The sequence below is a fragment of the Microbulbifer maximicatervae (SeqCode) genome (genome assembly GCF_052467815.1).
On sequence record NZ_CP174326.1, the window covers coordinates 2737866 to 2752433 of the forward strand.

General features: G+C 48.0%; 13 protein-coding genes. 11 read left to right on the top strand and 2 right to left on the bottom strand.

Features of this window, described 5'->3' with window-relative positions:
* Positions 1 to 234 precede the first annotated feature (234 nt).
* A complete protein-coding gene (locus ACJJIW_RS11940; RefSeq protein ID WP_282931689.1) occupies positions 235 to 993 on the top strand; it encodes a coiled-coil domain-containing protein in 759 nt (252 codons plus the stop codon).
* Positions 994 to 1144: 151 nt separating this feature from the next.
* Positions 1145 to 2653 carry a fumarate hydratase gene (locus ACJJIW_RS11945; protein WP_282931690.1) on the top strand — a complete coding sequence of 503 codons (1509 nt, stop codon included), beginning with the start codon at positions 1145 to 1147 and terminating at the stop codon, positions 2651 to 2653.
* A gap of 42 nt (positions 2654 to 2695) precedes the next feature.
* On the opposite strand, the gene ACJJIW_RS11950 is transcribed toward ACJJIW_RS11945, so the two are convergent.
* Complete coding sequence (locus tag ACJJIW_RS11950) at positions 2696 to 4519, bottom strand: DUF885 domain-containing protein (RefSeq protein WP_444935271.1); 1824 nt, start codon at positions 4517 to 4519, stop codon at positions 2696 to 2698.
* 208 nt (positions 4520 to 4727) lie between these two features.
* On the opposite strand from ACJJIW_RS11950, the gene ACJJIW_RS11955 reads away from it, so the two are divergent.
* The 7 genes from ACJJIW_RS11955 (at position 4728) to ACJJIW_RS11985 (ending at position 10640) form a co-directional block, all read left to right on the top strand.
* The gene (locus ACJJIW_RS11955; RefSeq protein WP_444894652.1) at positions 4728 to 5072 is read left to right on the top strand and encodes a 4a-hydroxytetrahydrobiopterin dehydratase; all 345 of its coding nucleotides are present in this window, start codon (positions 4728 to 4730) and stop codon (positions 5070 to 5072) included.
* 155 nt (positions 5073 to 5227) lie between these two features.
* Positions 5228 to 5701: an OsmC family protein gene (locus tag ACJJIW_RS11960; RefSeq protein ID WP_444927026.1), complete on the top strand. Its 474-nt coding sequence runs from the start codon at positions 5228 to 5230 to the stop codon at positions 5699 to 5701.
* A gap of 85 nt (positions 5702 to 5786) precedes the next feature.
* Positions 5787 to 6182 carry a GNAT family N-acetyltransferase gene (locus ACJJIW_RS11965; RefSeq protein WP_444935272.1) on the top strand — a complete coding sequence of 132 codons (396 nt, stop codon included), beginning with the start codon at positions 5787 to 5789 and terminating at the stop codon, positions 6180 to 6182.
* 120 nt (positions 6183 to 6302) lie between these two features.
* Positions 6303 to 7043, top strand: coding sequence for an NUDIX domain-containing protein (locus ACJJIW_RS11970; protein ID WP_444935273.1), 741 nt, complete (start codon positions 6303 to 6305; stop codon positions 7041 to 7043).
* Positions 7044 to 7250: 207 nt separating this feature from the next.
* Positions 7251 to 7850 carry an alpha/beta hydrolase gene (locus ACJJIW_RS11975; RefSeq protein ID WP_444935274.1) on the top strand — a complete coding sequence of 200 codons (600 nt, stop codon included), beginning with the start codon at positions 7251 to 7253 and terminating at the stop codon, positions 7848 to 7850.
* A gap of 231 nt (positions 7851 to 8081) precedes the next feature.
* On the top strand, positions 8082 to 8720 hold the full coding sequence (locus ACJJIW_RS11980; RefSeq protein WP_444935275.1) for a tetratricopeptide repeat protein: 639 nt from the start codon (positions 8082 to 8084) through the stop codon (positions 8718 to 8720).
* 195 nt (positions 8721 to 8915) lie between these two features.
* Positions 8916 to 10640: a DUF885 domain-containing protein gene (locus ACJJIW_RS11985; protein WP_444935276.1), complete on the top strand. Its 1725-nt coding sequence runs from the start codon at positions 8916 to 8918 to the stop codon at positions 10638 to 10640.
* Positions 10641 to 10710: 70 nt separating this feature from the next.
* On the opposite strand, the gene ACJJIW_RS11990 is transcribed toward ACJJIW_RS11985, so the two are convergent.
* Entirely contained in the window at positions 10711 to 11484 is a 774-nt protein-coding gene (locus ACJJIW_RS11990) for a TlyA family RNA methyltransferase (RefSeq protein WP_444935277.1), read from the bottom strand.
* Positions 11485 to 11610: 126 nt separating this feature from the next.
* On the opposite strand from ACJJIW_RS11990, the gene nhaA reads away from it, so the two are divergent.
* Positions 11611 to 13086 carry a Na+/H+ antiporter NhaA gene (gene nhaA / locus ACJJIW_RS11995; protein ID WP_444935278.1) on the top strand — a complete coding sequence of 492 codons (1476 nt, stop codon included), beginning with the start codon at positions 11611 to 11613 and terminating at the stop codon, positions 13084 to 13086.
* A 103-nt stretch (positions 13087 to 13189) separates the two neighbouring features.
* Positions 13190 to 14566: a hypothetical protein gene (locus ACJJIW_RS12000; RefSeq protein WP_444935279.1), complete on the top strand. Its 1377-nt coding sequence runs from the start codon at positions 13190 to 13192 to the stop codon at positions 14564 to 14566.
* The last annotated feature ends 2 nt before the right edge of the window (positions 14567 to 14568 follow it).

A 14568-nucleotide genomic window follows, 5' to 3' on the forward strand; every position in this document is an offset into this window, starting at 1 on the left:
ACGATTTCCTCAAACACAAGGGGGGAGAGCTTTTCTGTCAACTCTAATCGACTGTCGTCTATTATTACTGGCGACCGCTTACTTTTTCGTCAATTTTTGGTATAACTGCCGCAGAATTCGACGAATCTGAATGGATTCTATTGTCATATATTTCTGAAAATACGGTACCGGAAAGAGCAGCATAGAACTGGCGGGTACCGGACTCATCAGCACAGTTATCGGGTGTATCGAACCATGCAACGCAAAGAGCCCACACTGGGCGGCAGCGCCGCTCTTGAACCATCACTGGATCTCACTACCAGCGAAGAAAGGAGTGATTCACCGGAGCCCCAGGTGATCGTGGAGGAGCGCCGAGGTGGTTTCTCTTTCTTGGGGCTATGTGCCCTGATTATGGCGATGGGTGGCCTGGGCGCTTCGGGTTTTCTGTACCAGCAATGGCAGGACAGCCGGACCCTGTTGAGTGATGCAGAGACTCGTATTGCCGATGCGGAAAACCGTATTGCTGAACTGGAGAAGCGCTTTAGCCTCTCCGATGAGGAATCTACGGCATCGGTTGAAGTACTGAATGCAAAAGCCAAGGAAAACTCCTCGGAGATCCGCAAACTGTGGGGTGTTGCCTATGACACCAACCGCAAGAGTATCTCGGCAAATAAAACAGCAGTCGCGGCTAACAAAAAGCAAGTCGCCGCTCTCAGCACCAAGCTCAGCGGCCTCGAGTCCAGCGTGAAGAAAATCGCTGCTGTAGAGGCTTCTCTGGCAGAGTTGCGCAAGGGCAATACAGATTCCCAGCGTGAGATGACCGATAAGCTTGCTCGCCTGGAGCGCCAGCTGGCTTCAGTGCGCAGTGACCTGACTATGCGCGTCGGTGCGAATGAAGAGGCTGTAGAGTCTATCGATGCTTACCGCCGTTCGGTGAATAAGGATCTGGTGCAGCTTCGCGATGCGATTCGCTCCCTGCAGTCCAGCGGTGACTCCACAGCTTCATCCATGTAGTTTTCCGGTTGAGTTAAAAAAGGCGGACCTGGTGTCCGCCTTTTTTATTTTGTTTTCCCTTTCGGTGAATGGGATTTATGGGAATATCTGGGTCAATAACCCTACATTTCGTGTAGAATCGCCGGCCTCGAGACGTTAATCGGAGTTGGCAATGACCACTATCCGCCAGGATGATCTGATCGGCAGCGTGGCCGATGCGCTGCAATTTATTTCTTACTACCACCCACAGGACTTCATTCAGGCCCTGAACAAGGCTTATGAGAAAGAGGTCAACCCGGCGGCCAAGGACGCCATGGCCCAGATCCTGATCAATTCACGCATGTGCGCCGAGGGCCACCGCCCAATCTGTCAGGATACCGGCATTGTTACCGTGAAGTTGAAAGTGGGTATGAATGTGCGCTGGGAAGCGGACATGAGCGTTACCGATATGGTTAACGAAGGTGTGCGCCGGGCCTATCAAAATGCCAGCAACGTGCTGCGTGCCTCTATTCTGGAAGATCCAGACGGTGCTCGTAAGAATACCGGAGACAATACTCCGGCGGTGATTCACTATGAAATCGTTCCCGGTGATACCGTAGAAGTTTATGTGGCAGCTAAAGGCGGCGGCAGCGAAGCCAAAACCAAGTTTGCCATGCTGAATCCATCTGACTCGGTGGTTGACTGGGTGCTGAAGATGGTTCCGCAGATGGGCGCCGGCTGGTGTCCGCCCGGCATGCTGGGTATTGGTATTGGCGGTACCGCTGAGAAAGCGATGCTGTTGGCCAAAGAATCCCTGCTCGACCCCATCGACATTCAGGAGCTGCAAGAGCGCGGAGCCTCTAACCGCGCTGAAGAGCTGCGTCTGGAACTCTATGATTCCGTCAACAAACTGGGCATCGGCGCCCAGGGCCTGGGCGGACTGACCACTGTGTTGGATGTGAAGATCAAGGATTATCCTACCCACGCTGCCAACAAGGCTGTGGCGATCATCCCCAACTGCGCGGCTACCCGTCACACGCACTTTACCCTGGATGGCTCCGGGCCTGCGCGCCAGACTCCGCCTAAGCTGGAAGATTGGCCGGAAATTACCCGCGAAGCGGGCAGCAATACCCGTCGGGTAAACCTGGATACCATTACCGCAGAAGATATCCAAAACTGGCAGCCCGGTGAGACCCTGCTGCTGAACGGCAAGATGCTGACTGGTCGCGATGCGGCGCACAAGAAAATGGTAGATATCCTCGCCAAAGGCGAGAAGTTGCCTGTGGATCTCACCGGCCGCTTTATCTACTACGTAGGCCCGGTAGATCCGGTGCGCGATGAGGTTGTTGGTCCCGCTGGTCCAACCACCGCTACCCGTATGGATAAATTCACTCGCACTATGCTGGAAGAAACTGGCTTGGCGGGGATGATCGGTAAGGCGGAGCGCGGCCCCATGGCAATTGAGGCGATCCGCGATAATAAAGCGGTATACCTTATGGCCGTCGGTGGCGCTGCTTATCTGGTTGCCCAGGCGATTAAAGGCTCCGAAGTTATCGCCTTCCCCGAGCTGGGAATGGAAGCGATTTACGAGTTCGAAGTAGAAGATATGCCGGTAACTGTGGCTGTCGACAGTCAGGGTGAGTCAGTACACACTACTGGCCCGCTGATCTGGAAAGCCAAGATTGCCGAAGGTGAGGTGTAACGCTTCCGCCATTTAAAGAAAAGGCCCCAACAGGGGCCTTTTTTATTGGAATTTATTGCCTTGCTTGGCTAAGTCCGCCAGCATCAGTTCGCGAATAATTGGTATAGGTGCACTGCCATAGCTCAGGAACATCTCGTGGAATCCCTTGAGACTAAAGTTGTTGCCCATTTTCTTTTTGATTTCCTCGCGCAGGGCCAAAATATCTGTAAAGCCAGCAAAATAGCTGGTGAGCTGCACTTGGCTTAAGGTCGCCCTGCGCCATTTGCCCTCTGCTTCAGCCTGTTGTTGAAAGGCATCCCTGACCATTAACTTCATTGCCTCTGCTTGGCTGATACCCTTTACTTGTACCTCGTAATCCAAAATGGTATTAGTGATAGTGCGCAAGTTCCACTTGTAGTACATCAGCCACAGCTCGGGGGAAAAATTACCGTAACCCGCATCCAGCATCATGCGTTCCGCATAGACGGCCCAGCCTTCGATCATGGCAGTATTGCCGAGAATAGTTTTCAGGATACTGGGGGACTGGTTGGCGTAAACCAGTTGAGTGTAGTGCCCGGGGATCGCTTCGTGGATATTGAGTATCTGCAGGATATAGTCGTTGTATTCTCGCAGTAAGCTCTCCGCCCGTTGATCGGAGTAGGTCTCTATGGGCATCACGTTGTAATAGGTATTTGCATTTTTATGGTAGGGGCCAGGCGCATTAATGGAAGCTACAGCAAAGCCTTGCATGTAGGCAGGAGTTGTTCGAACTACCAGTGGCTTTTCCTTGTCCAGGCTTAACAGGTTTTTTTCGGTCACGAACTCTGCCAGCTCCGGGATCTGTTGCTCTACTTTTTTCTTGAAAGTTTCTTTGGTGGCATGATATTGGGAAAGCTTGTTCAGCAGCTTTTCAATTTTTACCAGTGGCTCGTTGGGTGGGGAATCAGAAGGAAAGTATTTTGGCCAGAGTTGGTCAGCTAGCTTGGTCATTTTATCGTGGGTTACCTGCTTCTCTATGATGGCGCGCTGGTATAGTTCAGCAGCGCTCATTCCAATATTGATATCAAACTGGAATTTTTCTTCGTAGAGTTTTTCACCGATACGAAAATCACGGAAATTTCCGGATTTAGTCAATTTCTTTTGCAGGTTTTGCAGGAAGTCAATATAGCCTTGTATTGCCAAGCGAGAATCGTGCATTCGCCGTAGGAAAATCTCCTTTGCATCTGCAGGCATCTGACTTTCTTTAACCGTTTTTTCCAGCTCTTCACCAAAGACTTCCAGCGAGCCTGTACTCTGTTGAATTGCTAATTCAAGCTGTGGTGCCGCTGGTTTATAAATAGCGGCCTTAGCCGCCTGGTAGTACTCGGGCACTTGCCGCATACGACTACTAACAGTATGTAGGCGCTTTAGAAGTGGCGCATAGTCGGTGTTTAGGATCAGGGCAAAAGAATGGGAGACATTGTAAATGGAAGGGTCCCATTGGTATGACTTAAAGCGGGTATATTGCCATTGCAGTCGCTGTAGAAAATTCTCAATAAGAGCGAGATTACTGCGTGAATTGATATTGAGCTGGCTTTTATCCAAGGCTGCAAATTTGCGTTCATAGATTTGAGCAAAATCCAATACGAATTTACGATAACTCTTATCGGGTACCTGAAGCTCTTTGGCAGCTTCATAGTAGCCTTCACTGAGTGCCCAGGATGGGAATAGACTCCATAGGCCGTGTATAAATTGATGACAAAGCTGCTCAAATGCCAGGTTTGTCTCGGAGCGCATTTCCTCCAGGATAACCTTCTCTGGAGGAGGAAGGCGCTCTCTATCCACTTGCTGGCGCTCACAAGCCCCTAGAACTACCAGAAGTAGTAATAGACTGAGGTGTGCTTTCATGACAATCCTCACGTTAATCTGCCGATGTCGACCCATGGCTGCGGTGCCCATAGATCGTCCAATATTTTTAGCATGCGGTTCCATTTTGTGATGGTAAAACCGGATAAAATGCGTTTTTGAGCCCTGTACTTGTTTCGTTAAGGGGGGGCGGGTAGAGTGAGGCCGGCCCAATTGAGCCGATAATAAACAAGGTTTTGAGGACCGATTCATGACCGAACTAGCTCAACAACAATGTGAAGCCTGTCGTGCCGATGCGCCGCTGGTGAGTGATGACGAACTACCAGGACTGCTGCGGCAGATCCCTGACTGGATGCCGATGACCCGTGACGGAATTATGCAGCTGGAACGCGTGTTTAAGTTTCGTAACTTCAAGCAGGCTCTGGCGTTTACCAACCGTGTCGGCGCGATTGCCGAAGAGGTGGGGCATCACCCCGCACTGCTGACTGAATGGGGTAAGGTTACGGTTACCTGGTGGAGTCACGAGGCTAAGGGCCTGCACAAAAATGACTTTATCATGGCTGCTCGCACCGATGAGCAGGTGGATGCCGCTTAACTAGTATTTCTTGTGGCGCCTATATCCGGCTTTGGGAGGCGATGGACCATTTGAAATAGCACTCACCGGTTCTTGGTAATCTTAGGGCTGGTGAGCATCCCAATTTAGCCCCTTTTCCCCCAAGACTAGGGGTGTCGTCTAAAGGGAGATAAGTCTTGTCAGAGTATACTTCAACGGTGACCTGGAAACGCGACGAGCAGATTTTCACCGATAATCAATACAGTCGAGCCCACACCTGGCAATTTGATGGTGGGGCATCTATCCCAGCCTCCTCTTCCCCCCATGTTGTACCCATTCCCTATTCAGTGGTTGAAAACGTTGATCCAGAAGAAGCTTTTGTAGCGGCTCTGTCCAGCTGCCACATGTTGTTTTTTCTATCGATTGCAGCCAAGCGAGGATTTGTGGTTGATGAATATTGCGATGAAGCTATAGGAATTATGGGGGCCGATAAGGATGGCCGAATTGCTATGACTAAAGTTACCCTGCGTCCTTCAGTGCGCTTCTCCGGTGAAAAACAACCCAGTCGCGAGCAGTTAGAAAAAATACATCACCTTTCCCACAAACAGTGTTTTATTGCGAACTCCGTGAAAGCTGAAGTGGTGACAGAGATCCAGGAAATTCCAGTTTAAGTACCTTCCTATAACGATTGGGTTGTCGCTGGGTACTAGGTAGGCTTAGCGGTACTATTAATTTGTTTATTTTATTCGGCAAGGTATGTACACAATTACTGAGAAAGTAGCTTCTACCGAGGATTTCCTCAAACTGCGAGAGATAACAGGCTTAACCCCCAGAAGCCGTGAAGCAGCGGAAAAAGGCCTTCCAAATAGCTTGTACGGTATCCATATAAAAAGACAATCTGAAACTGTCGCTATGGGCCGGGTAGTGGGGGATGGCGCACTTAATTTTGAGATAGTGGATGTTGCTGTCGATCCCAAATTCCAAGGTGTTGGCCTGGGGCGTCAGGTCATGGAGCACATTATGGCTTACCTGGATCGTGAAGCCCTTCCTTCAGCATATATTACGTTGATGGCAGATGTTCCCGAACTTTATAGAAAATTTGGATTTGAATTGAGCCGTCCAGACACTGAAGGGATGTATCTTATCAAATAATGGCACAGAGCTATTATTGTGGATTCGAAGTTGGCTTTACATCGATGAACGAATGATTGATTCAGTGTTGGCTATATCGTTTATGGTATTGAAATCATTTAGGTGTTGAATAAGTTACTTGTGTTTCATCATACAGTTGATTCCTTTAATTGCGTTACTTTGGATCTCGAGAATTTTTCTGGTACGGAAGATCAGTTCTTGGTTGAACTGGTAGCCATTATAGAAGTATCCAGAGTTAACAGCCGAAAGTTGATATGGATAGATCTTCGAGATGCACTTACCCGGTTTATCCCGATATGCCTAAATCATGGTTTTACATTTCATAGCTGTCGGGATTCTGCTACAAGGCTGGTTCTTAAGCTTCAGGAAGATGCATATGTTCCCTTCTACCCAACTCATACGGTGGGAGTTGGAGGATTCGTACTGCTTGATGGGCAACTACTCTGTGTCCAGGGCCACAGTGCAGCATCAAGCCCGAAGCTGCCTGGAGGAACCGTTGATCTGGGTGAAAAGATAGCCGATGCGGTGATTCGTGAGGTTTATGAGGAGACCGGTGTGTCCTGCGAGTTTTCCTCAGTACTCGGATTTGCCACCCGATTTCCTACGAATTTAGGCTATACGGATATCTACTTCGTATGTGAATTAAGTGCCTTAAATCGGGATATTTCAATAACAGATACGGAAGAAATTAAGCATGCTTCCTGGGTAGATATTGGCCACTACCTAAATGGAAGGCATATCTCAGCATTTAATAGACATATCGCTGAAATGTCCATGCAAAGGCTTGGTTTAACCCAGGTCAGCCAGGATTCTTACAAGGATCCCTTCGCAAAGCAGGAAATATTTTGGACTAATGCCTAAAAAGTGGCCCGAACGATTATTGGAGTATATATCGCTATTTGACCACTTACTCTTGGGGCAGAGGGAAAGGCTAGACTGCATTCGAAACACATTGTGAATTCTTCACTCCCATTGAGTCTAGAACGCGGCGTATGATTTTCTTCCTTCTCTGATTATTAAATTGTTAGTGGATTAAATGGTTAGCTGGCGGAAAGATGGAGTGTTCCTATGAAAAGAAAATTTATAGCTATTTTAATTGCCGTAGTTTGGAGTTTAACTGCTCAATCCAAAGAGTTAACTATTGGTGAGCGCAAGGTTATTGTCTCGCAAACTCTCGAAGAGAAAAGGGAGTATTGGATTTCTCTTCCCACATCCTTTAAAGAAGGAGGATATAAAGATTATCCGGTTCTTTATTTACTTGATGCAGATTTCAATAGCTTCTTTCATGCCTTCACAGGTATGGTTCGGCAGCTTAGTTCTGATGCCACTCCAGTAATTCCTGAAATGATTGTTGTAGGTATCGTAAGTCAAGAACGTGTAAGAGATAGTTCACCTACTAGATCGCTAACTGAATATGGTGGGCGTAAAAATCAGGCGCTATCCAATACAGGGGGCGCTGATCAATTTCTTGAGTTTTTAAGAGAAGAGCTTATCCCAGAGATAAACGCGGAATATCCGACATCTGGGTATCAAATTCTTGCAGGTTACTCATTTACAGGTTTACCTGTTATCCATAGCTTATATTCATCGCCTGAATATTTTAATGCGTATATCGCTATTGATCCAAGTGTGTGGTGGGATGAGCAGATTATGTTAAGGAGCCTCTGATTAACTCCGTAATGCCTCTGCGGGTCTTGAAGGCTGCAGATGTTAGGCGCAGCTCGCCGCGAATGGCCGTAGCCCTTTGCAAGAGCTGCAACGCAGCAGATGCGGCCTTCAAGGCCCGCCCTTCGGGGCTTGCAGAGCGATTCACACTCCGCGTTGCGACTTCTTGAAAGGTCTAGACATTCCTGCGAAGCCGCGCCTTGATTGTGAACCGCTCTGCATGCCAGAGGCATCATGGAGTTAATTAGAGGCTCCTTAAAGCGGTATTCTGAATTCCTACAAGGTAAATCAACTGAAAAGCGCAGGCTGTTTATCTCTACTTCAGAGAGAGTAGAAGGTGTATATCCTGATGAAAACTATGTTGCAGAATTTATCAGGCTGCTAAATGAGAATCCCAAGAAAGGGCTGTACGTTGATTCAGTAATATATGGGCCAGAGGAAAATCATCATACCATGCCCGTCATTAGCTTTTATAGAGGGCTTCGATCAATTTTTGATGGTTATATGATTGATGATCAGGCTAGATTTCGCCCAGCAGTGAATGTTAAAAATCACTTCGAACAGTTCTCAAGAAAGCTCGGGGGGACGTTTATGTTGAGGGAGGATGTTATTAGTTTCTTCGGTTACGATCGTCTCTATAATGATCAGTTTGGCATAGATATTGATAGAGCAATAGAGTTTTTTGAATTGAATACACAGTTCTATCCAGATTCATATAAGGCCTGGGAAAGCTTGGCTGAAGCTTATGTGGTTAAAGGGAAGAAAGAACTTGCTGTAAACTGCTATAGAAAATCATTGTTAATTAATCCTGACAATGAATCAGCAAAAAATAGAATAGCTAATTTAGAGGTTGATCAGGGAGTCTCTGGGTGATTCCATAATGCCCCTGACTTGCAGAATAGTTCACAATCAAGGAGCTGCTTTGCAAGAATACCTAGACTTTTTAAGAAGTCGTAATACGGACGTATTATAGAATTATTCTGGGTTCCCCTAATTATAAAGTATGAAATTTCCGTATTCTAATGAGAATTTATTTCATTTTCATACTCCTTGGGGGCATTATGATTTGTGCTGAACAGTATAATATTTAAGGATTTTTTTATGAGGGTGTTAAGGTTTAGTTTGTTTTTTTTGCTTTTTGTTATTAGTTTTCAGCTTAGGGCGCATGACCAAAATTTTGATTCTTTTGTGGAAAGTTCAAATGCGGAACTCCTTCAGCGAGATCCGAGTTTGGCTTTAATTTATCAAGTGCATGAAGATATAGGGCTCCCTTATCCTGGTGTTACTCCAATTTCTTTGTCTTATAAAGCCGAAACCCTTGCGTTATATGCTAAAACACTAGTTGAGTTGAGAGCATTTAATAGACGAGCTTTAAGTGACGAGCAAAAAATTGAATACGATTTTTATAAGTGGTTCCTGCGAAGTTACTTAGATGTTGAGAGTCAGCTGCATTTTGGTGTTAACGCGGTTACGGCTATTAATGTACAAAATGTTTTTTATTTTTTTACTCTTGAGGATGCTGGGGATATTGAGCATTATTTAAGTCAGGTTGCGTATTTGCCATCCTATTACTCTTCTATCAGGTTTTGGCTTTTAGCTAGAGGGAAGTTGGGCGTAGTTGATGATAAAGATACTATTTTAGCAGTTCGCGATGGGCTTAATTATTGGATGGAGAGCTCTGAACAAGACCCGCTTTATTTGATATTAGAGTCTGCGGTAGAAAAAATGGAGGTTTCAGCGGATCAGCGTGATGAATGGCTGCTGCGGTGTAAATATATACTGGAAGAGCAAGTTGCCCCTATCCGTGTAAAAGTGGCAGACCTACTTTTAACTCAATTAGATAGTGCACCTGAAAATCCAGGTCTTTCTCAATATCCAGGCGGTAAGGAATATTACAATAGCCTATTAAGTCGAGAGGTCAGTGTGCCACTTGATGCTCTAGAGGTTCATCAAATAGGTGTTGATTCTCTTAAGGCTCTTCACACAGAGGTTTACTCTGAATTTGAATCGCTGGGTTATGATGTGTCAAATGACTTGTCTACGCTGTATGCGATGGCGCGTGAGGATGCACCTAAGGTTGCTACAGAAAACATTCTCACCACTTTTGAAGAGCTTTTGAATGACGCTGGTGAAAAAAGTGTCAGTTTATTTCCTGAATTCAAGTATGACGAGCTGGAATTGGTAGAGTCTTTCGGTTATGCCTATGCCTCTGCTATAGGTGATGAAAGCGCTAAGATTTATGTAAATACTTCTGAGGATACTACATTATTGGATTTACCTAGGTTTGTTTACCATGAGGGAATACCGGGTCACCATGCTCAGTATTCATTCACTGGTGATCTTAACCTTCCTATTTTTCGGAGTATAACTAGGGTTTCAGGGTTTTCTGAGGGGTGGGGTTTGTATGCGGAGCGATTAGCTTATGAGCAGGGGTGGTATGCTGATAATCGCTATGGAAACCTGGGCCGATTACAGGCGGAGCTTCATCGAGCTGCCCGTTTAGTAGTGGATACTGGAATAAATGCAAAGGGGTGGACTTTGGCAGAGGCTAAAGTCTACTTTTCTGAAGCTACAGGCTTGTCAGATACAGAAGTTTTAAGAGATATTGATCGCTTTATTTATTATCCCGGTCAAGCCAGCTCATACCATATTGGTTTTACTTATATTATGAACCTGCGCCAGGCGGAGCAGGAGAAGGAAAACTTTGACCTCAAAGCATTTCACGGGAAGGTTTTACAAAATGGTGTAATCCCTCTCACTCTTCTCTCTGAGCAGTTCAGTGATTCGCAATAGTTTCTTGGATTTTTTCTCAGTTTGAGAGGCCTTTGTTAAGGGCCTCTCATCTGGCCATTTCTCTTAGTATTTACTGTTTAGTAACTCTTTTAGCGGGACTTGCCCAGAGTAAAAACTCCCGGTTGCCATCGCCGCCCTTTATTGGACTATCAATATACTCTTTCACCTCAAGTCCCAAATCTTCGCATAAGGCAGTGATGCGCTCGCGCACCTCCGGGTAGTATTTTGCATCACGCACCAGACCACCCTTGCCGATCCCCTCCGGGCCCACTTCAAATTGCGGTTTAACCAGACTTAGGAGTTGTCCCGAAGGTTTAAGCAAGGCGGGTAACTGCGGCAGAATGAGTGCTTGGGAAATAAAAGAGACATCCATAACGATGGCATCAAAGCCTGCGTCTCCGTGGGGGGCGATTTGGGAGGCTTCCAGATGGCGTGCATTTACCCCTTCAAATAGGTGCATACGGGGGTCGTCCAGTAACTTCTGCGCCAACTGATCTCGCCCAACATCAACACCGACAACTGATGCTGCTCCCCGTTGAAGTAGGCAGTCGCTAAAACCGCCAGTAGAGCAGCCAACATCCAGTGCGTGCCACCCAGAGGGGTTTAGTCCTGTCTGGTCGAGGATGGCGGCCAATTTCAGGCCCGCTCGGGAAACATACTGGTCTTCCGGTAGAGGGGTGACTTCAAGGGCGCAATCTTCCGGAATGCTCTGCCCGGCCTTGCGCGCGGGCTGGAGGGTACCGCCATCGGATACCATGACCCTTCCGGCATCAATCAGTTTCTTTGCATGGGTGCGGGAGTTTGCCAGCTCTCTCTGTACAAGCAGTTGATCCAATCGGGTCATGTTTCGCGGTGCAATCCTGTTTACATAATTGAGAATACAGGGCCCATGCTAACCTCTGGCTCCAGCAGGTAGAAGTGCGGCTCCGCAAATTGTGGGACTAATCTTTAGTAAGGAGGATGTTAGCTGATGGCAAAAAGCGTTCTGGATAAGTTCAAAATTCGCAAGGGAAAGGTCTTTGAGGCGCCACTTGAGGGCGCCTTTGGGCGCTTGGTTACTCCCTTTGAAGAATTTATCCATCGCCAAAGTAGCAGTGGTATTTTGTTGATGCTATCTGCTCTGGCGGCGTTGGTTATTGCCAACTCCCCTTTGCAGGAGGCATACAAGCACCTGTTGCATATGCCCATCAGCCTCAGCGCTGGAAACTGGGAATTCTCTCTCTCCTTACACCACTGGATTAACGATGGCTTGATGGCGATCTTTTTCTTTCTGGTGGGATTGGAATTAAAGCGCGAATTTATGGTGGGAGAGCTGTCCGACCTTCGCCAAGCTGTACTTCCGGTGATGGCGGCAATTGGCGGAATGGTGGTGCCGGCACTTATTTACGCTTCTTTTAATGCGGATAGTGGTGCAGAGCGTGGCTGGGGCATTCCCATGGCCACGGATATAGCATTTGCTGTCGGCTGTATTGCTCTTTTGGGGAATCGGGTGCCTCGTGCGGTGGTTACTTTCCTGGTTGCGCTAGCCATTGTGGATGATTTGGGCGCAATTTTAGTGATTGCAATCTGGTATACCGAACAGGTGAATATCACTGCGTTGATTGCGGCGGGTTGCCTGGTAGTGATTATGTGGCTGCTAAAAGCGGCAGGGGTTCGCAGTTCTCCGGCCTATGTATTTGTCGGTGTGCTGCTCTGGTATGAGTTCTACCTGGCGGGGGTACATGCGACTATTGCGGGGGTGATTACGGCAATGGCACTGCCGGCCAAACCCAAATATGACCCGGTGGCCTTTAGTACCTTTGTAAAGGATATTATTCGCAGCTTTGACCGCTGTTTCCGTCCAGGCGATAAGATTATTGCTAACGATGCGTTGCGCGCCCGAGTGATGGCGCTGGGAAATGGCGTCAACCTGGCGCAATCGCCGCTACAGCGCATGGAAACCCGCCTGCACACACCGGTGGGTTTCGTAATAATCCCTATTTTTGCATTGGCTAACGCCGGTATTCCCTTTAGTAGTTTTACCAGTTCTTCGGCAGTGATAAATCCTGTCACCCTAGGGGTCATTTCCGGCTTGGTTGTGGGCAAGCTGGTGGGTATCGTTGGCGCCACCTGGATTGGCTGGAAGCTTGGCTGGGGCAAGTTGCCTAAGTCCGCCAATTTCCAACATATTGTCGGTGTTGCACTCCTTGGCGGGATTGGCTTCACTATGTCGATCTTCATTGCCGAGCTGGCCTTCAGCTCTGAATATGAGCTGTTGATCCAAGCTAAAGCGGGTATCCTACTGGCATCAGTAATTGCTGGGGTGGCGGGGTTCCTGGTCTTGCGCAAAGCTCCGGTGGCCGATGAGTTTGAAGTTCATGGGGAGGGGGAGCCCCTGGATGAAGGTGGCAGCGATAGCCTTGGGGAAGGGGAAGACGCAGAACAGCAGCCCAACCGCCAGGGTTAAGTTGTTTTAGCGTTCCTGATGTTACTGCATCTCGGTCCTGGAGGGGCCTGATTCCATTAGTCTCCAGTTCCCATTGTTAATGTACGTGAGAGAAATAAGAATTATGTATTTGAGAACACTGGCACAGGTGCTACCAGTGCTGGCTATTTCCCTTCTGCTCGGGGCTTGTGATGGCCAAACTACAGCTAATAAGAAAGCCGATTCTGAAGTCGGGGTTGATGATCAATCGGCTACAACAAATCCCAAATCCAATAGTGGAGATAGTGCGATGGATAGTCTGGCCCAGGCTTATGTCCTTCTAGTACTTGAACTGGGAAATCATGACGACAGCTATGTCGATGCCTATTACGGTCCGGCTGAATTGCGTGAAACTGCCACCAAGAGTAAGGCGAGCGCTGCAGATATCGCCCGGCGCGGAGAGTCTTTACTGGCAGAGCTGCCAGCGGTAATCGACGGCGATGGGTCTATCGAAAACCTGCGTATGCATTACCTGAAGACACAGTTGCGGGCCCTGGTGTTCCATGCTCGTAGTCTGGCAGGAGAGAGCCCGAGAAGCTTCGCCAATGAAGCTCGAACCCTCTACGACACCGAGCCCCCGCAGCAGGATTTGGAAAGTTTTGAACCTATGCTGGAGGAGTTGGAAGCATTACTCCCTGGTGAGCAGCCCTTGAGTGAGAGGGTAGCCAGCTTCCGCAAAGCTTATGAAATTCCTGCCGATCGCCTTCAGGCCGTATTTGATGCCGCCATTAAAGAATGCCGCGCGCGCACTAAGCAGTATGTTTCACTTCCAGCGGATGAGAGTTTTGTTCTGGAGTATGTCAGCGACAAACCCTGGAGTGGCTACAACTGGTATAAGGGGCGATCGCACAGTCTTATACAGGTGAACAATGGCCTGCCAATTACGATAGATAGGGCTATTGACCTGGGCTGTCACGAAGGGTATCCGGGGCATCACACCTATAACGCGCTGTTGGAGCAAACTCTGGTCAAGGAACGGGGTTGGGCAGAGTACAGCGTTTACCCACTTTTCAGTCCACAGTCACTGATTGCCGAAGGAAGTGCAAACTACGGGATTGAGCTGACTTTCCCCGGTGAAGAGAAAACCCGTTTTGAAATGGAAGTTCTCTACCCCCTAGCTGGCCTGGATCCCAAAACGGCGGAAAAGTATGAGCAGGTAATGGCCCTGGTAGATAAGTTGGGTTTTGCCGGCAATGAGATTGCCCGCCAGTATATCGACGGGGAAATTGAGGGCGCGCAGGTACCTGCGTTGTTTGAGAAATATACCTTGATGAGCCCCGCCAAGGCGGCACAGCGGAAGGATTTTGTAGATGCCTACGGCGCCTACGTAATTAATTACAATTGGGGTAAGACACTGGTTGCTGATTATGTAGAGCAGGGCAGTCAAAATAATGAAGAGCGCTGGCAGCGCTTTACCCGTTTATTATCCTCACCGCGCCTGCCGTCATCCCTGGATTGGTAATC